The organism is Hymenobacter telluris (genome assembly GCF_017313265.1).
GTDB classification, from domain to species: domain Bacteria; phylum Bacteroidota; class Bacteroidia; order Cytophagales; family Hymenobacteraceae; genus Hymenobacter; species Hymenobacter telluris.
In genome coordinates, this window is record NZ_JAFLQZ010000001.1 from 68629 (window position 1) to 87133 (window position 18505).

At 56.0% G+C, this 18505-nt stretch carries 20 protein-coding genes; 11 read left to right on the forward strand and 9 right to left on the reverse strand.

Annotated features, from left to right (window positions below; all coding sequences use genetic code 11):
• Positions 1-2: 2 nt before the first annotated feature.
• The gene (locus J0X19_RS00265; protein WP_206979881.1) at positions 3-620 is read right to left on the reverse strand and encodes a DUF2975 domain-containing protein; all 618 of its coding nucleotides are present in this window, start codon (positions 618-620) and stop codon (positions 3-5) included.
• A gap of 355 nt (positions 621-975) precedes the next feature.
• On the opposite strand from J0X19_RS00265, the gene hutU reads away from it, so the two are divergent.
• On the forward strand, positions 976-2739 hold the full coding sequence (gene hutU, locus J0X19_RS00270) for a urocanate hydratase (RefSeq protein ID WP_206979882.1): 1764 nt from the start codon (positions 976-978) through the stop codon (positions 2737-2739).
• 65 nt (positions 2740-2804) lie between these two features.
• Here hutU and J0X19_RS00275 read toward each other — a convergent pair whose 3' ends face one another.
• The 3 genes from J0X19_RS00275 to J0X19_RS00285 all read right to left on the reverse strand — a co-directional run bounded on the left by J0X19_RS00275 (position 2805) and on the right by J0X19_RS00285 (position 4855).
• Positions 2805-3287, reverse strand: a complete 483-nt coding sequence (locus J0X19_RS00275) for a hypothetical protein (protein WP_206979883.1) — start codon at positions 3285-3287, stop codon at positions 2805-2807.
• A 184-nt stretch (positions 3288-3471) separates the two neighbouring features.
• The gene (locus J0X19_RS00280; RefSeq protein ID WP_206979884.1) at positions 3472-4071 is read right to left on the reverse strand and encodes an AAA family ATPase; all 600 of its coding nucleotides are present in this window, start codon (positions 4069-4071) and stop codon (positions 3472-3474) included.
• 436 nt (positions 4072-4507) lie between these two features.
• A complete protein-coding gene (locus J0X19_RS00285; RefSeq protein ID WP_206979885.1) occupies positions 4508-4855 on the reverse strand; it encodes a P-loop NTPase family protein in 348 nt (115 codons plus the stop codon).
• 215 nt (positions 4856-5070) lie between these two features.
• Here J0X19_RS00285 and J0X19_RS00290 point away from each other — a divergent pair, with 215 nt between their 5' ends.
• The 6 genes from J0X19_RS00290 (at position 5071) to J0X19_RS00315 (ending at position 8911) form a co-directional block, all read left to right on the forward strand.
• The gene (locus tag J0X19_RS00290; protein ID WP_206979886.1) at positions 5071-5799 is read left to right on the forward strand and encodes an NADPH-dependent F420 reductase; all 729 of its coding nucleotides are present in this window, start codon (positions 5071-5073) and stop codon (positions 5797-5799) included.
• A gap of 170 nt (positions 5800-5969) precedes the next feature.
• Positions 5970-6194, forward strand: coding sequence for a hypothetical protein (locus J0X19_RS00295; RefSeq protein WP_206979887.1), 225 nt, complete (start codon positions 5970-5972; stop codon positions 6192-6194).
• A gap of 310 nt (positions 6195-6504) precedes the next feature.
• Complete coding sequence (locus J0X19_RS00300; RefSeq protein WP_206979888.1) at positions 6505-6834, forward strand: GNAT family N-acetyltransferase; 330 nt, start codon at positions 6505-6507, stop codon at positions 6832-6834.
• Between the two features lie 139 nt (positions 6835-6973).
• On the forward strand, positions 6974-7543 hold the full coding sequence (locus J0X19_RS00305) for a DUF6985 domain-containing protein (RefSeq protein WP_206979889.1): 570 nt from the start codon (positions 6974-6976) through the stop codon (positions 7541-7543).
• A gap of 483 nt (positions 7544-8026) precedes the next feature.
• A complete protein-coding gene (locus J0X19_RS00310; RefSeq protein ID WP_206979890.1) occupies positions 8027-8341 on the forward strand; it encodes a hypothetical protein in 315 nt (104 codons plus the stop codon).
• A gap of 93 nt (positions 8342-8434) precedes the next feature.
• Positions 8435-8911 (forward strand): hypothetical protein, encoded by a 477-nt coding sequence (locus tag J0X19_RS00315; protein WP_206979891.1) that lies wholly within the window; start codon positions 8435-8437, stop codon positions 8909-8911.
• 228 nt (positions 8912-9139) lie between these two features.
• Here the strand turns inward: J0X19_RS00315 and J0X19_RS00320 are convergent, their stop codons facing one another.
• The 3 genes from J0X19_RS00320 to J0X19_RS00330 all read right to left on the reverse strand — a co-directional run bounded on the left by J0X19_RS00320 (position 9140) and on the right by J0X19_RS00330 (position 12376).
• A complete protein-coding gene (locus J0X19_RS00320) occupies positions 9140-9886 on the reverse strand; it encodes a ThuA domain-containing protein (protein WP_206979892.1) in 747 nt (248 codons plus the stop codon).
• A 102-nt stretch (positions 9887-9988) separates the two neighbouring features.
• Positions 9989-10996: a glycoside hydrolase family 43 protein gene (locus J0X19_RS00325; RefSeq protein WP_206979893.1), complete on the reverse strand. Its 1008-nt coding sequence runs from the start codon at positions 10994-10996 to the stop codon at positions 9989-9991.
• 255 nt (positions 10997-11251) lie between these two features.
• The gene (locus tag J0X19_RS00330; protein WP_242581756.1) at positions 11252-12376 is read right to left on the reverse strand and encodes a TlpA disulfide reductase family protein; all 1125 of its coding nucleotides are present in this window, start codon (positions 12374-12376) and stop codon (positions 11252-11254) included.
• A gap of 176 nt (positions 12377-12552) precedes the next feature.
• Here J0X19_RS00330 and J0X19_RS00335 point away from each other — a divergent pair, with 176 nt between their 5' ends.
• Positions 12553-13203, forward strand: coding sequence for a hypothetical protein (locus J0X19_RS00335; RefSeq protein ID WP_206979894.1), 651 nt, complete (start codon positions 12553-12555; stop codon positions 13201-13203).
• A gap of 94 nt (positions 13204-13297) precedes the next feature.
• On the opposite strand, the gene J0X19_RS00340 is transcribed toward J0X19_RS00335, so the two are convergent.
• Positions 13298-14248 carry an NmrA family NAD(P)-binding protein gene (locus J0X19_RS00340; RefSeq protein WP_206979895.1) on the reverse strand — a complete coding sequence of 317 codons (951 nt, stop codon included), beginning with the start codon at positions 14246-14248 and terminating at the stop codon, positions 13298-13300.
• A gap of 180 nt (positions 14249-14428) precedes the next feature.
• Between J0X19_RS00340 and J0X19_RS00345 the strand changes: the two genes are divergently transcribed.
• The 3 genes from J0X19_RS00345 to J0X19_RS00355 all read left to right on the forward strand — a co-directional run bounded on the left by J0X19_RS00345 (position 14429) and on the right by J0X19_RS00355 (position 17546).
• A complete protein-coding gene (locus J0X19_RS00345) occupies positions 14429-15442 on the forward strand; it encodes a zinc-dependent alcohol dehydrogenase family protein (RefSeq protein ID WP_206979896.1) in 1014 nt (337 codons plus the stop codon).
• 507 nt (positions 15443-15949) lie between these two features.
• Positions 15950-16783, forward strand: a complete 834-nt coding sequence (locus tag J0X19_RS00350) for a phosphatase PAP2 family protein (protein ID WP_206979897.1) — start codon at positions 15950-15952, stop codon at positions 16781-16783.
• 121 nt (positions 16784-16904) lie between these two features.
• Positions 16905-17546, forward strand: a complete 642-nt coding sequence (locus J0X19_RS00355; RefSeq protein WP_206979898.1) for a class I SAM-dependent methyltransferase — start codon at positions 16905-16907, stop codon at positions 17544-17546.
• Positions 17547-17650: 104 nt separating this feature from the next.
• On the opposite strand, the gene J0X19_RS00360 is transcribed toward J0X19_RS00355, so the two are convergent.
• A complete protein-coding gene (locus J0X19_RS00360; protein ID WP_206979899.1) occupies positions 17651-18493 on the reverse strand; it encodes an ion transporter in 843 nt (280 codons plus the stop codon).
• Positions 18494-18505: the final 12 nt, after the last annotated feature.

Below are 18505 nucleotides of genomic sequence, written 5' to 3' on the forward strand. Positions count from 1 at the left end.
GGTCAGACAGTTAATTCAGCTTCTTCCGTCAGCTCGACCCCGCGCTGGTAGCCGCTGGCCAGCACCACCAGTATAGCGGCCGTCAGCCCACTCGATATCAGCGACGTTCCAAAATCCGCATTCGGCAGCAATTGATCCGTATACGGTGCCGCCAGGTGGCTCAGGTAGTTCTGCATGCCCCAACTGGCTACCCGCTGGTAGGCTTCGCAACCAAGCAGCAGCACGGCCAGCCAGCGCAGCCGCTGCACGTTGGCCGCGGTGAAAGGGGCGCCGGGTTTGATGTCGCCCAGAATCTTGAACATAAGTAGCGCAAACACCACCCCAGCCACCAATAGCGGCAGCGGCCCTTTCTCAGCGTTTACTAGGCGTAGCAGCACGCGCCGGATAGCATTGGGTTCCTGCACAACCAGTGTACCGGTTTGGGCGTGCAGCAGCAGCTTGGCCGGCTTGCCGCCCGCTACCTGTTGCTGGGCCTCGTCGAACGACTCGGAATCCGTCAGGCGCTGCCGGACATTCAGCATGACCACGTTGCCAGGCGTACCAGGAAACAAGATTTGGTAGATGCCATAAGGCACTACCCCCAGCCCCGCTATGGCCATAAGCAGGAAGGTGAAACGCATAAACTTTAGCAGAAACTGAGTTTTGCGGAGCATACAAAACAGGTGATAATATGGTGGGATTGTCAATAGCAAATGAAACAATTATTTATTGTTTATCAATAAATACTATCTGTTTTAAGGAAAATAATTGCTTTTGTTCGATGTGGTGTAGTTGCTCGATAAGCAGCGCCCTTCCGAGGTGTCACTAACGGACAGGCTACCAGTGCAAGCAAGCTGTGCGCCGTAGCAGCAAAGAGTATGACTGCCGTAGCTGGTGGCAGTGGAATGGGGCTGCAACCCACTGGAAATGAAGCTAGGGGAGAAAGGCGAAAAGTTTAACTTGCCTGCCTACCCACTTTTACCAGCTTTCCACCCCATGCCAAACGCTACCCTCGACACGCCCGAGCTCAACCTCGAAGCCACCTCCCAATCGTCGGCATCTGAAAAGCCCACTACCCGCCCGATGTACTACGAGTACAAGCCCGCGGAAACCGTGCGCGCCCAGCACGGCACCACCTTGCGCTGCAAAACCTGGGAAGCCGAGGCCGCCCTGCGCATGCTGGAAAACAACCTCGACCCGGCCGTGAGCTTGGTGTACGACGAGCTGATTGTGTACGGCGGGGCCGGCCGCGCCGCCCGCAACTGGAAGGAGTATCAAACCATCGTCCGCACCCTCAAAAACCTGGAACCCGACGAAACCATGCTGGTGCAGAGCGGCAAAGCCGTAGGTGTGCTGCGCACCTGGGCCCACGCCCCACGGGTGCTCATTGCCAATAGCAACCTCGTGCCGGCCTGGAGCACCCAGGAATATTTCGATGAACTGGACAAGCTGGGGCTGATGATGTACGGCCAGATGACGGCCGGCTCCTGGATTTACATTGCCACCCAAGGCATCCTGCAAGGCACCTACGAAACCTTCGCCGCCGTGGCCGACAAGCACTTTGCGGGCACGCTGGCCGGTACCGTTACGGTTACGGCGGGCCTCGGCGGCATGAGCGGCGCGCAGCCGCTGGCCGTAACCATGAACGACGGAGTGTGCTTAGTTATCGAGCCGATTGACGAGCGGGTGAAGCAGAAGGTGCGCGAAGGCTACCTCGACGAGCAGGCCCGTGACCTGGACCACGCCCTGGAACTGTGCCAGCAATACAAACAGGAACGCAAAGGCTGGAGCATCGGCCTGACCGGCAACGCTGCCACCGTACTGCCCGAGCTGCTGACCCGCGGCTTCAAGGCCGACATCGTGACCGACCAAACCTCGGCCCACGACCTGATGGACTACCTGCCCGAAGGCGACGTGAACGAAGTGCTAACCTTGCGCGCCAGCAACCCCGAGGAGTTCAAGCGCCAGGCGCTGGCCTCCATCATGAAGCACTGCCAGGCCATTATTGATATGCAGGCCGCCGGCTCCGTGGCCCTCGACTACGGCAACAACCTGCGCGGCCAGGCCGAGAAAGGCGGCCTCAAGGTGCGCGACGAGCAGGGCCAGTTCCTGTACCCCGGTTTCGTGCCCGGCTACATCCGGCCGCTGTTCTGCGAGGGCAAAGGCCCGTTCCGCTGGGCGGCCCTCTCCGGCGACCCGCAGGACATCCTGCGCATCGACCGGGCCCTGCTCGAAACCTTCCCCGAGAATAAAATGCTGGCCCGCTGGATTGCCAAGGCCCAGGCCAAAGTGCCGTTCATTGGGCTGCCCGCCCGCGTGTGCTGGCTGGGCTACGGCGAGCGGGAGAAGTTCGGCCTGGTTATCAACGACCTGGTGGCGCGGGGCGAGGTATCGGCCCCCATCGTTATCGGGCGCGACCACCTCGACTGTGGCTCCGTGGCCTCGCCCAACCGCGAAACCGAAGGCATGCGCGACGGCTCCGACGCCGTAGCCGACTGGCCCCTGCTCAACGCCCTGGCCAACTGCGCCAGCGGCGCCGACTGGGTTTCGCTGCACAACGGCGGCGGCGTGGGCATCGGCAACTCCACCCACTCCGGCATGGTGATAGTAGCCACCGGCACCCCCGAAAAAGCTGAGCGCCTGCGCCGCGTCCTCACCACCGACCCCGGCATGGGCGTCTTCCGCCACGCCGACGCTGGCTACGAGCTGGCCCAGCAGGTAGCCGAGGAGCGCGGCGTGAATATTCCGGGGCGGGGGTAAAAGGTTGTTATACTATTGCAACGCTTTATAAATAGGGGCTACATCAGTTTTGTAGCCCCTATTTATTACTCTTGAGATGACTCTAAACCAATCGTAGTTAATTTTCTAAGTATTCTTATTCTTTCCAGCGAGTCATCTGTTTCAAGGTAATTTGTCATCAGTTCTATTAATTCATTGTCACTATGAAATGTCTCCTGCCAGCCAAATTCATATAGCAATCTATTTAACCTGCATGCGCCAATAGTGAAGCTTCCTTTTTTTGTTCTGTCAACATAATAATAATCACCAAGTCTGATAATATGGTCTTGGTATCTGTCAAAATGAGGGTGTACAATCTTGAATGCGTTTGAAACCGTTGGGTATCTTTTTCTTGTTTTGCCCTTGCTTAACGTTAACGTATCCTCAATAATATCTAAGGTTTCTTGTTCTTTTTTTATCGTATTACATTCGGCACAAACTACACAAAGATTTTTAGGCTCAAATATGAATGTAATATGCTTCGACTTTGGTACAATGTGTTCTACATGGCAATTTAACGTAGATGTCATAGATACACTGTTTCTGCAAAAAGCACATATGCCTCTTTGTTCTATTTTGTAAAAATCACGTATTTCTTTTCGTAAATCTTGAAGTTCATTACAACTCCAATCCGTTTAATTGAAGCTTATGCCTATTTGGGCTTCTTTTGATTGGACTAATATCTGTGCATCAGAAGAGTATATTATTGGGTTGTTAATTTCTGGCATATAGTTTGTGCAGTTTTTTGATTGCCAGAAGTAGAGTATAGACAGGGTCTTCCCTGTCTAAGAAATTTTCTTGTGAGATTAATACTGTATAATTTTCCGTGTCTTTGTTGTCAAACTGTTTCTTAGAACTTACTTTGGTAAATACACTAAGTGCTATCCTTGATAAATATTCATTTTTAAATCCTGGTGATTTGAATACGTTGGCTAGTTGAAAGTCTATTGAATTGTTAATTAAAGAATCAGCATTTGTGATTTTTCCAGTATCCATTGATAAAACAAAGCAGTTATTGGTGTCTAAGTTGGATATAATTTGCGGGGAGTGTGTTGCTATCAAAAAGTGGCAGCCTTTGTAGTGTTTGAATGTGTCTAATAATAATTTTATATATTTCTCCTGCCACTCAGGGTGAAGACAAATTTCAGGTTCGTCAATGCAGATTAATGAATTATCTTTAATTTGGCTTGCTATTCCTAGGAAACCTATAACTACGGATTGCTCACCGGAACTTGCGTCAATAATTGAATATGGTCTATTTGTATTTATTTTGCTCAGGTTGACTTCTCTTAATCTTAGAATACCGGAATGCATTAAAAATATTAATTGGGTTAAAGGGATATTTAGTAATTCTTGACTATAAATTCCATTTTCATCTATGTCAATATAGATATGTTTTTTGCTTCTTGTTGGATACCATTCTCTAACTATTTGAATTAAAAAATCTATTTTATTTTCATCTATTATACCATCAGGGTGATAAAAAAAATCTTTTGTTTATTGGTACTACAGGACCAATAGATTTTTTGTTGAATAATTCTTCAAAAATTTGTACTGGATCTGTGTTATGAGAATTCGATAGTTCGTAAGCTAATCTATTAGATAGCCTAGGTTCAATCCTGATTTGTATAGTATTATTATACCCTAAATAGTTCAGGACACTAGTGATACTCTTAATCTGTTTATTATCTTCTGCAAGTGATTCAAGTAGTGATGATATGATTTTTGACATATATGCCAAGCCAAAATTTTAGCTTGGTAAATCTCTTAATCCTAAATATGAATATCCGGTAATGTGTTCAAATTTTCGTCCTAATGGGAATCTGTCAAACGGGCTTGTTGACGCTGTAATGATTTTCTGGGGTGAACCAGAATGTTGTAATACTCCCTTAAGTGAAGTTTCTCTAAAACCAATATCATTATAAAAGAGGTCTTTCCTTGATGTGTCAATAAATTCTGAAACTATTGAGCTTAGTAAGCGGCTTTTTCCACTGCCGTTCTTTCCAACAATTATTGTAAATATATTTTCACTGCTGTCTGTTCTAGATGGATCTGTGAAGTAAAAAGTTTTTCGGTTTTGTATATACGTTTGGAGCATCTTGACATTCGATAAGTGATGAGCCTATTTCGCAAATCTATCAAAAGGAATAGCATATCATACTTCCTTTGATAAACTTATCACTCCTCTATTTACCGTAACCTAGGCGTTGCTCACTCTAGCTTGCCCCAACAAGAAAAAAGCAAAACGCCCGCCTTCGTTGTTTACCTCCCTGCACCGGCACATCACTGGCGCACGAACCAAACAACTTAACTATGAACATCGGAATCATTGGGGCCGGCTACATCGGCAGCGCCCTGGCCGTGCGGCTTACCAGCCTTGGCCATTCAGTTTACATTGCCAACTCCCGCGGGCCGGAAACCCTGAAAGACGTGGAGCAGAAGACGGGCGCTACGGCTGTTACGGCCGAGGAGGCTGCTCAACGCGGCAGCGACTTTATTGTGGTGACCATCCCGCTGGAGAAAATCCCAGACCTGCCCAACAACCTGTTCGAGGGTGTGGCTCCGGCGGTGCCCATCATCGATACCAGCAATTACTACCCCTTGCTGCGCGACGGCCAGATTCCGGAGCTTGAAACCGGCGACCTGACCGAAAGCGGCTGGGTGCAGCAGCATCTGGGCCGTCCGGTGGTGAAGGTGTTCAACAACATCTTCGCCGAGCACCTCGAAAAGAACGGCCAGCCCGCCGGTACGCCCGGCCGCATCGGCCTGCCCGTAGCCAGTGATGACACCGCGGCCAAGCAGAAAGTAATGGCCTTGGTAGAGGAGCTGGGCTTCGACGCCGTGGACGGTGGCACCATGCGCGAGTCGTGGCGACAGCAGCCCGGCGGCCCCATCTACTGCAACGACCTGCCGGCCAACCAAGTGAAGGAGCATCTGGCCCAACTCGGTACTGAGCGCACGCCCGAGCAGCACGCCGAGTTCCTGGCCAACCAAAACGCGGCCGAAAAGCACATGGAGGCGCAGGGCATCAAGCTGAAGTAGTTGCCGGGCAGCCTCCTGCACGCAGAAGCCAGTCATTGGTCTCCCTTGGTTTCCGTAGTCCGGCAGTTTTTCTACTTTGGGGCTTCCGCTGAACGTGCGGTTATGCTGCTATGATTTACTTATCCGTTTTTGCCAAAGGCAGCCCGCTTTGAGTACCAACTCAAAGCCCCATGAAACGAGTTAAGAAACTCAAGCAAGCCTTTGGCACCGTAGAAGAAGGACACTTTGCCGCCTTCCCCGTGAAGTTTTCCAACGTGCAGGTGTCGCGCGTTATTTTCGGCAACACCCGTGGCTGCGCCTACTGCTTTCCCCACGGCCCCGAAACCAGCAACGCTACGCTGGCCAAGCAACAGCGAAGCTGGAAGCACTACCGCCGCACCCAGTGGAAGCCCTAAACTTGCGGCCCAAAAAGTTAGCGCCGCCTCGGTACACCGGGGCGGCGCTTTGCGTTTCCAAGCAATATCTTACTGTATTTAACCTAAGTTGCGGACTAGCCGCGTAGCGGCGAAAGGTTGGTAGCTACCGGATTCTGTTGGAACGGTGCGCCGCGTAGCGGTGCCAGAAGGAGTTGTGTCTCTGGCACCGCTACGCGGCGCGGCCCGTCTGTGGCCTGCTGGGCTACCAACCTTAGGCCGCTACGCGGCTAGTCCGCAACTTGAGTTATTTACCCCTTGTGTTTAACCCGCCCTCTATACCTTACCCACTATGAAACCCGAACTGCAAGACCTCCCGCTCCTCGACAACAGCGGCAGCCACCGCTTCGAGCTGACCGTGAACCACGCCACCGCCTTCATGGAGTACGGCGACCGGCCCGAAGCCATTGCCCTGTTTCATACCGAAGTGCCGCCGCAGCTGGAAGGGCAGGGGGTAGGCTCGGCGCTGGTGGAAAAAGTGCTAACGGAAGTGGAGCGGCGGCAGCGGCAGCTGATTCCGCTGTGCCCCTTCGTGACCAGCTACCTGAAGCGGCACCCGGAGTGGCAGCGCCTGGTAGCGCCCGGCTATCAGCGCTGGTTTCAGCCGACAGCCTCGCGGTAGTAGCGGATTCTGGCACGTATGCCTCAGGTACAAGTACGCATCTGCAACGACCTGCCATTAGCGCCAGCCCGTATGGCTAGCGTAACAAGCTGGTCGTATAGAACCGGTATAGAATAGTACCAACGTAACGCCACGTCATATGCTTGTTCCTCAAACTCTTGCCCCGCCGTTTCCGCCGCTTGCGTGGGATGGGTACGCCTGGTCGGGCTTGGTGCAGCTGCCCACCTGGGCAGGAATGCGCCTGCCCGATGAAACTTCACTGCCTGTTGATGGCACCGTGGAAGTGCGCGTGTCCACTGAAAACGACGAGCCCGCACTGCCGAGCCCGGCGCAGGCGGCAGCGTATGAGCTGCTCACAACGCAGGCCGCAGCGGTGCGCGAGGCCATTCTGGCGGCAGTGTTTGGCTGGTACCAGCAAGATTACCTAACCTGGCGCGACGAAAACGGCTACGACGAGGAAGAAGCTGCCCGCTACTTGCCGGTGCTAACCGAGCCGGCGCAGCTGGCCGGGCTGGTGCAGCTCACGGCCATCAACGTGTTTCCCACCGCCAACGACGGCCTGAGCTACACCGGCTACGAGTTTGTGTGCAGCTGGGAAGAAGAGCACGGCCTGGGTGCCATGCTGCACGGCAGCCGAATAGTGGAAGTGGGTGGTGCCGATACCGCCATTCTGGAATGGATAGCCGCCCGCGACGCCGAAGCACAATAGTAACCTAGCCGCTTTCAACCCCACCGAATGGAGCAGAGCTTAGTGGAGCGAATCAAGCTTTTTCTGGCCGAGAACCCACTGTTGGCCGGCCAGGGAGCCACTGCGGTATAACTCGCTGAGAAACACACTTGGGAGTTCGGGGGCAGCTACGTGGGCGTGCCCATTTTACGGCTTCAACAACTGCCAGATGCTCTCCGCTGATATGGTTATGGAGTCGACTACAAACCTCCGCCACGACTACAGGCAGCCGGCCGCTGGCCTGGCAGGAGCCCGCCGCTACACTGCTCGTGAAACTGCTATATGCTAGGAAGCAGGCGTACTAACCGCTTGCCAGCTAGAAACGTATGCAGGTATATGCATCCTATTGTACCCTGGCTTCCGGTGTTGTTTATCCCCGTTTTCGGGGCTTTTTGGTGCTTGGTCGTGTTTATGATATCCCGCATGGGTTGGTACCGCTTGGCTGCCCAGTATGCTATAGAAGCAGTGCCTGACACCGTGAACCGGGAAACGCTGACGTTCCTGCGCGTTGGGGTGGCCAACTACAAAAACGCCGCCCGGGTTGGTATTACTCCGCAGGGCCTATACCTAACTACCTGGAAGATTTTCTTTGTTGGGCACCCGCCGCTGTTCATCCCCTGGTCGGCTTTTGGGCCGATGCAGGAGCACACGTTTCTCTGGTCGAAAACCTACTCCACCCACATTAGCAACGGCGGCAGCTCGGTGGCTTTCAGCTTCAGCAGCGACCGGTTATTTGCGGCGCTTTCGGCCGCGGCGGTGCCAGTAGTAGGGCAGCAGTAATCGGCGTTTTTGTTGGGTGGTGGCTCCTGGAAGGATGATGGATACATAAGGCAACAGCTCCGTCGTTTAATACCGTCACTATAGCCTATTTGTATGCTGAAAGCGCTATTCCTTCCGCTACTGCTGTCGACCACCGCCACTACCGCCCAAACCGACTGCGCTAAGCCCGTTATACGCCTGCTGCACAACGGACAGGAAATTTCTTCAGCGGTGGGCAGTGCTTTGGTGCCGAGCGTTACGTTGCAAGTGGCGCCGGAGGCAGGGTGCCCGGAGCAGCGCTACCGGTTCCGCAATGCCGAAGTCACGCTGATTCGTAAAGGGCGGCCGGCGCTGCCTAGCCTGAAAGTCAGTCAGCCGCAGCTTGATTTGCGGTATTTCCTGAATCACTATATACCTGGCGACTATCTGTTTGTCTTTATTGCCTACCAAAACGTGGCCCTCGTTTCCGGCGACTGTTCCCTCACCCCGCTACGCTCGTTGAAAGACGCCAAGTCCAACCCCGGCCAGCTCGATTTGCGCACCGACGACGCCAAAGGCATCAGCTTTCGGTGGCCGCTACAAAAGCCATAGCCGGCGGGTAAAGCACCGGTGGCCTGTTCCGGATTTACTGCACCAGCGTCGTCCTGCTGGCCAGCCTGCTGCTACGCGAAACCGGCATCGGCCGCAAAACGGCCGGCACAGCAGAGCAATGGCATCCCGCTGCTCCCCTTAGCTCGACAACAGCCCCCGGAGCGTAAGCCGGATGTAGTGTCGGCATCGTTGCTATCATCTGGCCTATGGGACTTGTTTGGAACAACTTTATTTTTTGCCAAGGGCGTATTGAATACCGCCTAATAAGTGCTGCCGGAATAACGGCTCGTCGAAGCTCTCGTTGGTGTGGCCGCCCGCCGTGTAAAATGCGCGGCCACCGTCAAACTCGTGGTACCAGGCAACAGGGTGGTCGGGCCCGTTGGTACCGCCGGAATACGTGCTTTCGTCAAGTGTAGCCAGCACTGTAAGATTGGGGTTGATGTTGCGGAAATTGTACCACTCATCGGTACGCTGCCAGCGGGCCGGCAACCCCGTAGTAGCCGGATGGGCATTGCCAGGCACGCTAACAGTGGCCAGTTGAACGGCAGGGTGCCCGTTGAAATAAGCGCCCACCAGTTGCCCATACCAGGGCCAGTCGTATTCGGTATCGGTAGCGGCATGTATGCCAACAAACCCTCGGCCACCCCGGATATACTGCTCAAAAGCCCTCTGCTGCTCTTCGTTCAGTACATCTTGCGTGGTGCTCAGAAATACTACGGCCTGGTAGCGCCCTAGGCTGGCCGCCGTGAAAAGTTGGGCGTTAGTGGTGGTATCCACCTGAAACCCGTGCGCCTGCCCTAGTGCCCGAATGGCCCGGATGCCGGCCGGAATAGACTCGTGGTGGAAACCACTGGTTTTGCTGAAAATCAGCACAGCAGTATTAGGCTCCGGTTGCGGCTTGTCGGTCTTCTTTAAAGCGCAGCCCCACAGTAGCAGGTGGGCAGTAACAAGGTAAGTGAGAGCCAGCAGGCGCATACCAGTTGTTCTATAAGTGAGAAGAAGCTTGCGGTTTGCTAACGAATGCGTTAAGAAGCAAGTAGTTGGATGCGTAGGTGCCGGACCGTATGCGCTTACCCGCTACAGCTTGCGGGGGGCCACACCTTCCTGCGTGATTTGCACAGGCTGAATGCGGCCCTGCGCGTCGAAATACATCCGGTCGATGCACGTGACGCGGTGGTTCTGGTCGGTTTCGGTGAGGGGGCGCCGGTGGTACACGATGTACCATTCGTCGGTGCCCGGCACTTGCAGCACCGAGTGGTGGCCGGCGCCGGTGGCTACTTTCGGGTCTTGCTGCAAGATTCTGCCCGCCCGCTGCCACGGCCCCAGCGGCGAATCGGCTACGGCGTAGGCCACCGAGTAGTTGGGCCCGGTCCAGCCGCCTTCGCTCCACATGAAGTAGTACTTACCGCCGCGCTGGAACATGAGCGGCCCTTCCACGTAGTTCTGCGGCGTAATTTCTTTGAAGGTGCTGCCATCAGGAAAAGGCAGGAAGCCAGTAAAATCGGGCTTGAGGCGCGCAATATTGCAATGCGACCAGCCGCCGTACAGCAAGTAGTACTGCCCATCCTTGTCTTGAAACACAAACTGGTCGATGGGTTGGGCGCCGTTGTGGATGTTGCCGACGAGCGGCTTGCCCAGGTGGTCTTTGAAAGGCCCTTCCGGCCGGTCGGCCACGGCTACCCCAATGCCGCCAATTTCACCCTCGTGCACATCGTTGGCCCCGAAAAACAGAAAATACTTGCTGTCTTTCTTGATGACGGACGGCGCCCACATAGCCCGCTTGGCCCACTTAACGCTGGCCGTATCCACAATGCGCGGGTGCTTGGTCCAGTGCACCAAATCCGGCGACGAAAAGGCATCCATGAACACCTGCTGGTTGTACGGCGCCGAATAGGTAGGGTATATCCAGTAGTTCTTACCGAAGATGATGGCTTCGGGGTCGGCGTACCAGCCCGGCAGAATCGGGTTGCCCGACGTTGAAGTGGCAGCAGTGGGCTTTGGTTTGGCGGGGCGGGAGGGTTGCGCGCATGCCACCTGCCCCGCAAGCAGGCTGCATACAAAACCAGACAGCAGAAGTTTCTTCATGGCTGCTATGATAGTGAAATTCCGGAGTATGCGGTTTGGGGTTGTTGGTCCGTAAGTGGCAAGAGGCTAGTTCCCCTCCTTAGATAAGGAGGGGCTAGGGGTGGTTGAAACACTAGAACTAGAAACTAGCGCTAGATGATGTTCAACGAGTGGTCAACCACCCCTAACCCCTCCTCATCTGAGGAGGGGAACTAGCTTCTAGATTCTAGCTCTGCTCGACTACCTCCTAACTTCTGTCTGCAAGCTCCTAGCTTCCTACTTGAGGTAGCGGGCTAGCGTGTTTTTCAGGTCGTCGCCTTTCAGGTTGAAGGCTACGATTTTACCGGTGGGGTCAATCAGGAAGTTTTGCGGAATGCCCTGCACCCCATAGAGCCGGGCCACCTGGTTTTCCCAGCCGCGCAAGTCCGATACCTGCGTCCAGGGTAGCTGGTCGTCTTGGATGGCTTTCAGCCACTTGGTACGCCCTTTCTCGTCGTCGAGCGACACGCCCAGAATGTCGAAGTTGCGGCCTTTGAACTCGTTGTAGATTTTGGTAACGGCCGGATTTTCGGCGCGGCAAGGTTTGCACCAGGAAGCCCAGAAATCAATCAGCACATATTTGCCGCGGTAGTCGGCCAACGACACCGCTTTGCCATCGGGTGTCTTTTGGGTGAAGCCAGGAGCTTGCGCGCCCAGGGCCGTGACTTTGAGCCCGCGCACCATGTCGCCGTACTGGCGGCCGGGGGCGCTGTTCTTTAGCTCGGGGCTTAGCGCTTCATAGAGCGGCGCAACTGCTTCGTATTGCGGTTGCTGTATCATTTTCAAGCTATGCAAAGCGTACAAGCTGACCCAGGAATTGGGGTTGGCTTTAATAAACGCCATGTCGTTCTGCGCATATTCTTTGAACAGGGCCTGCCCCATGGCTTCCATTCGCTCTTTGAACTCAGGCGTTTCCCGTTGTTGGGCAGTTGCCTTCTGATATTCCACTTCCATGGCTTTTTGCTTGGGAAGCAAGGGTTTTGAAGAGGCCACAAACCGTTGGTGGTCGGCGTTGATGGAGCCACCCTTGACGGTAGCATTCTTCAACGAATCGGAGGTGGTAACCACGATAGTGCTGGGCTCCAGGTATATTCTGGCTTCATCGTTCTGCCTAAACATGTTGTTGTCCGGCTTGCCGTTGCGCTTCACTACCAGGCTTGCTGGCTTCGGTATATCGGTGGTACCCTTGAACTCGAACGTGCCATTCTTGAGCGTGGCAGAGTCGGCGGGCTCCATACCTCGGAATAGATAGATTTTGGCCGGGGCGTTCAGCTTGCCAATCGTGCCCTTAACGGTAAATGGTGTTTGGGCCTGGGCCAGCCAAGGCGCAACTAGTAATAAGCCAAGTAAGGAAGCTTTCATAATAAGTTGGTGGTTAGGTAGTAAGTAGTTTAGGTAGTAAGCAGTAACGCTCTGTAACATAGCACAGTGTATATCATTCGGGCTCTAACGGGAAAAACTAGAGTGCCAGCCTAATCTGCTAGTATTGCCCCCGAAATCAGCCTGCGACCCCAATACCACTTTATCTATCACCCGCTATGAAACTTCTATTCCAGTTGTCGCCGCTGCTACTGAGCCTGGCCGTCGCCTGCCAAAGCAACCCGTCCACGCCCGCCGCGGCCAGCGCAGCAGCACCAGCCAAGCCGGCCGCGGTGCAACCTGCTGCTACGGTGCGGCCTGTCAATTATGACAGTATTGCGGCAGCGGCCCGAGCGAATCCAGAATTTATACGGAATGATATGCTTACCATCAACGGCCAGCAGCACGATGAAACAACCATTCAAGCCCTGGTAAAGCAACTCGGACGCCCCGACAGTATTGCGCGAGAAGCAGTGGAGTGCGCTGGCATGCTGGACACCGGATTGAGTGACAAAGCCGATATATGGTACTATGGTCGAACTGTTTATGAAGTATATAAATCCACGGCCGTTCTAAGCAGCTTCGACGTTACGTCGGGAAAGTTTCAGGGGAAGCTGGGCAAGCTAGTGCTCGACAAGAACACGACCCTAAAAGACGTGCGCCGCTTTTACCCATTATCGGCCAAAGACGCTGATGTGCCCGCGCCAGGGCGCCTGGGAGAAGAAATGAGCTTGCCTTTCAAGTACAAGGGTGAGTGGACGGATTACTCTTTGGTGCTGTTTTTCAAGAAAGGCGTGCTGCAAGAAGTAGGGTTCTTCACCCCCTGCTAATAGCATCCCCCGCACAGAAAATCCTTAAAAATAAAAAGAGCCTGACCGAAGCACTATGGCGTATCGGTCAGGCTCCGTTGCGTACAAGCTGCGGCTATTTGTGGGCCAGTAGGTCCTGCACCTTGGTGTACTGAATGTCGGGGTAGCGGGCGTTATCGAGCGGTTCGGCTAGCTTGGCCTGGCCGGTGAGCATGTTGTGCATGTACTGCATGCCCTGCCACGGCGGAAACACCTCGTCTTTGGCGGGGGCTAGTGTTTTCGTTAGCTTGATCATAGTGGCCAGCACGCCCAGGCCGCCTACCCGTAGTAGCTTGAACTCTTTGCCCATAGCTGTGCTAGCGGCTGCTTGCAGGCCCCGGATGCTTTGCACATCACCGGCCACGCGCAGGTAGCGCGGGGTGTTTGGGTCGAGGGCGGCGGCGGCGGTGAAGGCGGCCGTGTCTACCATGGTGGTGAAGTCCAGTGGCTGGTCGGCGTCGCCCCAGTACACTATCCGGCTGATGCCCGGCTGCACCAGCGGTGCCTGGCCCGTGAGCAAATCCATGAACATGCCATTGAGCACCGACGTGGCCTGAATGGGGGCTTTGTCGAGTTGCCGCTGAAACTCCCGGCGCAAATCAAAGTTGCGGTTCGAGCCTTCGGGCAGCTTGGTGAAATCGGCGGAGAAGTCGGAGGGGATGAAACGGGGGACACCAGCGGCCACGGCGGCCTCCAGCAGGCGCGTTTGGGCGTCCACAATAATGTCGCGCAGCCCGGATAAGGCCGACACCACGCAGGTGGCGCCGGTGCAAGCCGTTGTGAGGTCGGCCACGCTGTGGTAGTCAACGTCCACCACCTCGGCGCCCTGTATCCGCAACGATTGCGCTTCGGCTTTGTGCAGGGCGCTGGGGCGCACCAGGGCCCGCACGGCGGCTCCGCGCTGGCGTAGGTGGTGCGCAATCAGCAGGCCCAGCGCCCCGGTAGCGCCGGCCAGCACAACAAGATTAGGCTCGGTAGCAGGAGCCGGCGACGATTCGATGCTGTTTGTGGGGGAGACTGGGGCCATAAGTGGTTGTAGGATTTAAGTGGAGTACACCCGCGGCAGTACACTCAGCAGCAGATGAACTGTGGCAGATGATACTGCCGGGCTTCCGCAAATGTTGCTGTTACCCGGAAAAGAGCGGCGCTAACAATCCTCAACTGCTACGGGTTGTAGGGGCCTTACCACCACATTGCCTTGAATTTTATGAAAGCATATAAGCTGCACGCCCCCAAAAACCTGGACAACTTCAAGCTCGGTGAATACGACGAGCCCACTGCGCGTGACCATGAAGTGAAGATTCAGGTGAAAGCCGTGTCGTTGAACTACCGCGACTGGGCCCTGGCCAACGGCTGGTTTGGCTACCCCGGCGAGAAGCTCCCGTTCGTTCCGTTCAGCGACGCCGCCGGGCTGGTAACGGAAGTGGGAGCCAGCGTTACCAAGTTCAGGGCCGGCGACCGGGTAGCCGTCAACTTCTTCCCCGATTGGCACGACGGCGCATTTTCCGCGGCCAAAACCACCCGCTCGCTGGGCGGCAGCACCGACGGCGTACTGGCCGAGTACGTGTGTTTTCCGGAAGATGCCGTAGCCAAAGTGCCCGACTCGTTTTCCTTTGAAGAAGCGGCTGCGTTTCCGTGCGCTGGCGTTACGGCCTGGCACTCGTTGGTGGTAGAAGGCCGGCTCCAGCCTACCGATACCGTGCTGCTGCAAGGCACCGGCGGCGTGTCGGTTTTCGGGTTGCAAATCGCCAAGCTGCTGGGCGCGCAGGTTATCATCACCTCCAGCTCCGACGACAAGCTGGCGCAAGCCCAGGCCCTCGGCGCCGACCAGCTCATCAACTACAAGCAGACGCCCAACTGGGAAGCAAAGGCCCGGGAGCTAACCCAGGGCGAAGGCGTAACCCACGTGCTGGAAGTGGCTGGCCAGCTGGCCCGTTCCATCAAAGCCCTGAAAGCGGGGGGCAGCATCTTCCAGATTGGCGCCGTAGGTGGCCCCAATGATGAGGCGCCAAACCTAAGCATGCTACCCCTCAACACCCAACGCCTGCAAGGCATCTACGTGGGCAGCACCCAAATGCTGACCGACATGCTGGTGGCTTTTGACCGTAACCACCTCAAGCCTGTTATCAGCAAAACCTTCAGCTTCGATGAGGCCAAAGAGGCGCTGGCGTATATGGGCAGCGGTTCGCACTTCGGCAAAATTGTGGTGCAGGTAGGATAACCCATGCTGCCCACCCACAGGAGGGTGCCCCCTGAACCTAAAAAAGCCCGCCGACCCGACGTTATATGCTCGGGCCGGTGGGCTGCTTTGTTGGTTGCCAGCCTGCAAAGCTGCACCTCCGGCTCCGGCAGCAGCACGTCAGGGCCAAAAAGGTTTGCGGCCGGCTTGGCTGCTTCCAACGGAGAATCCATTGAGAACAGCACACTACAGAGGAATTTTACAACGCCACATGCGCCGGCCCCTAGCAACTGGGTTGCTTCTGAGTTTTAAGCGGTTTGCCTCCCGTGCTTGAACGTGTAGGCGGAGCAGTATCCGGTACGGGTGGCTTGCCGTACCTGTTGGAGGCTGGTGGCGTAAGCTGCGGCCAACCCCCACGTTGCCTGCGTTTCGCTGGCTGGTATTCTGGGGTTCTTGCTGAAGTTGGATTAAAAGAATACGATTGGTAATCGTAAGGCAACCTAGCTCCACAGTTCCGCGTTTGAGCGGCATCTACTTTTCTCTCGCCCCATGAAATTACTCGCTACGCTCACGCTGTCTGGCTCGCTGTTGTTGGCTGCCGGACCACAGGCTACGGCCCAGAAGGCCCCGTCGCCGTACCAAACCCGTTTCGGTGTTGACGCACCCATTTCGCTTGGCCTGGGGGCCGTTAGCGGCGTGGGGCTCTACCTGATTCAGCAGAAAACCAGCCTCACCGAGGCCGACATAGCGAAGCTCAACAAAAACGACGTGCCCAAGTTCGACCGGTTTGTGGCCGGCAACTACAGCGAATCGGCCCAAACCGCCAGCGACTATCTGTGCTACGGCTCGTTGGTGGTAGCGCCCGGCCTGCTGGCCCTGAACTCCGACATTCGGGCTCGTTACGGGCAAGTAGCGGGGCTGTACCTGCAAACCATGCTGGCCACCGATGCTATTTTCACAATGACGGTGGGCAACGTGTCGCGCTACCGGCCGTTCACCTACGGCTCCGACGCGCCCATCAGCAAAGGCACCAGCGTAATTGCCACCAACTCTTTCTTCGCGGGCCACACTGCTCACACGGCTACGGCCACGTTTTTCGCGGCCAAAGTATTCCACGATTTCAACCCCGATTCGCCGGCCGAGCCTTTCGTGTGGGGCGCCGCCGCCGTAGTGCCGGCCGCCGTGGCCTACTACCGCATGGAAGCCGGCAAGCACTTCCTCTCCGACAACATTGTGGGCTATGCCCTTGGGGCCACTATGGGCATTGTGGTGCCGCAGCTGCACAAAACCGGCCGCCGCGCCGGCCTGTCCATCGTGCCCATGCAGGGTGTGAACGTGAATGGCTTCTCCTACGGCGGCCTGCTGCTCACCAAGCAGCTGTAGCCGCCGCTAGTGCGCCGTATATACTTGCTGAAAAAGCCGCTTGCGTTCTGCTTACAGAAAACAAGCGGCTTTTCTCGTTACTATTTGCTGGTGAATTGGTTTGCCAGCTAAACTGCCTGCTATGCCGCACGACCCTAACAGCTTCTCTTTCCCGCCGGGCACTTTCCGGCGCCAGGATGAAACGCCCGACACCGAGTTCTACCACCACCCGCGCTTCGTTACGCACATTGATGAAGGGGCAATTGCAGCCGTTACGCAGCTGTACCGGGAGTATTTTCCGGCCGGCAGCACCCTGCTCGATTTGATGAGTAGCTGGGTGAGCCACCTGCCCGCCGAGGTGCCGTATGAGCGGGTGGTTGGGCTGGGCATGAACGAAATGGAGCTGCGTGCCAACCCACGCCTGGCCGAGTACGTGGTGCAGGACCTCAACCAGCAGCCCGCCTTGCCTTTCCAGGACAACACCTTCACCGGGGCCGCCATTTGCGTATCCATCGACTACCTGACCCAGCCGGTGGCCGTGCTCCGCGAGTTAGCCCGCGTGATGCAGCCCGGGGCGCCGCTGGTTATCACCTTTTCCAACCGGTGCTTCCCCAGCAAAGCCATAGCCGCCTGGCACGCCCTCGACGACCGGGGCCACTTGGTGCTGGTGCAGCAATACCTGCAAGCCGCCGGTAATTGGCACACTATCGAGCTGCTCGACCGGAGCCCGGCCCTGCGTCATTCCGACCCACTGTTTGCCGTAGTCGGGCGGGTGGTGAACTAGATGATTAAACCACTGGGTGATTGGATGAGAGAATGATGGTAAGGCGAACTGTCGTATTACCGCATCCACTCATCCAATCATCCAATCATCCAATCATTCCCGCGCTACAGCTTCTCGCCGCAACGCCAGCAGAACTCAGCGTCGGGGCGGTGGTCGGGGGCTTGGCACACGTGGCAGATTACCTGCTTGAACGCCGGGGCAGCCGGGGCAGGGGCGGGCCGGGCACCAGCCATCTGCGCCGATACAATACCGGTGGGCACGGCAATAATGGCGTAGCCCAGAATCATGAGGATGGACGCCAGCGTACGGCCCAATATGGTGGTGGGGGAAATGTCGCCGTAGCCAACGGTGGTGAGCGTGACGATGGCCCAGTAGATGCTTTGCGGAATGCTGGTGAAGCCGTTGCGGCCACCTTCCACCACGTACATCAGCGTGCCCATCACCACTACCAGCGTCAGTACGGCCGTCAGGAACACCAGAATTTTGAAACGGCTGGCCTTGAGAGCCGTCACGATGAATTCGCCTTCGCCCACGAACTGCCCCAGCTTGAAAATCCGGAACACCCGCAGCAGGCGCAATGTGCGAATGGTAACCAGGTAGCGGCTGCCGGGCAGTACCAGCGTGGCCAGCGTGGGCACGATGCTCAAAAAATCAATGATGCCCAGCAGACTGAGGGCATAGTTTAGGGGCCGCCGGACTACCAGCAGCCGCGCCAGATATTCCACGGTAAACAGCGCCGTGAACACCCATTCGATAATCCGCAACTCCGGGCCGTAGTGGGCGTTGATGGCAGGTACGCTTTCCAGCATCACCGTTAGTACACTGAGCACAATGGCCCCGAGCAGCACAATATCGAACAGGCGCCCGGCCGGCGTATCCGATTCAAAGATGACGCTGTAGGCGGCGCGTTTCCAGGCGGGGTCGTTTTCGTAGGGGCGAACTTCCATGAGGGAGCAGTA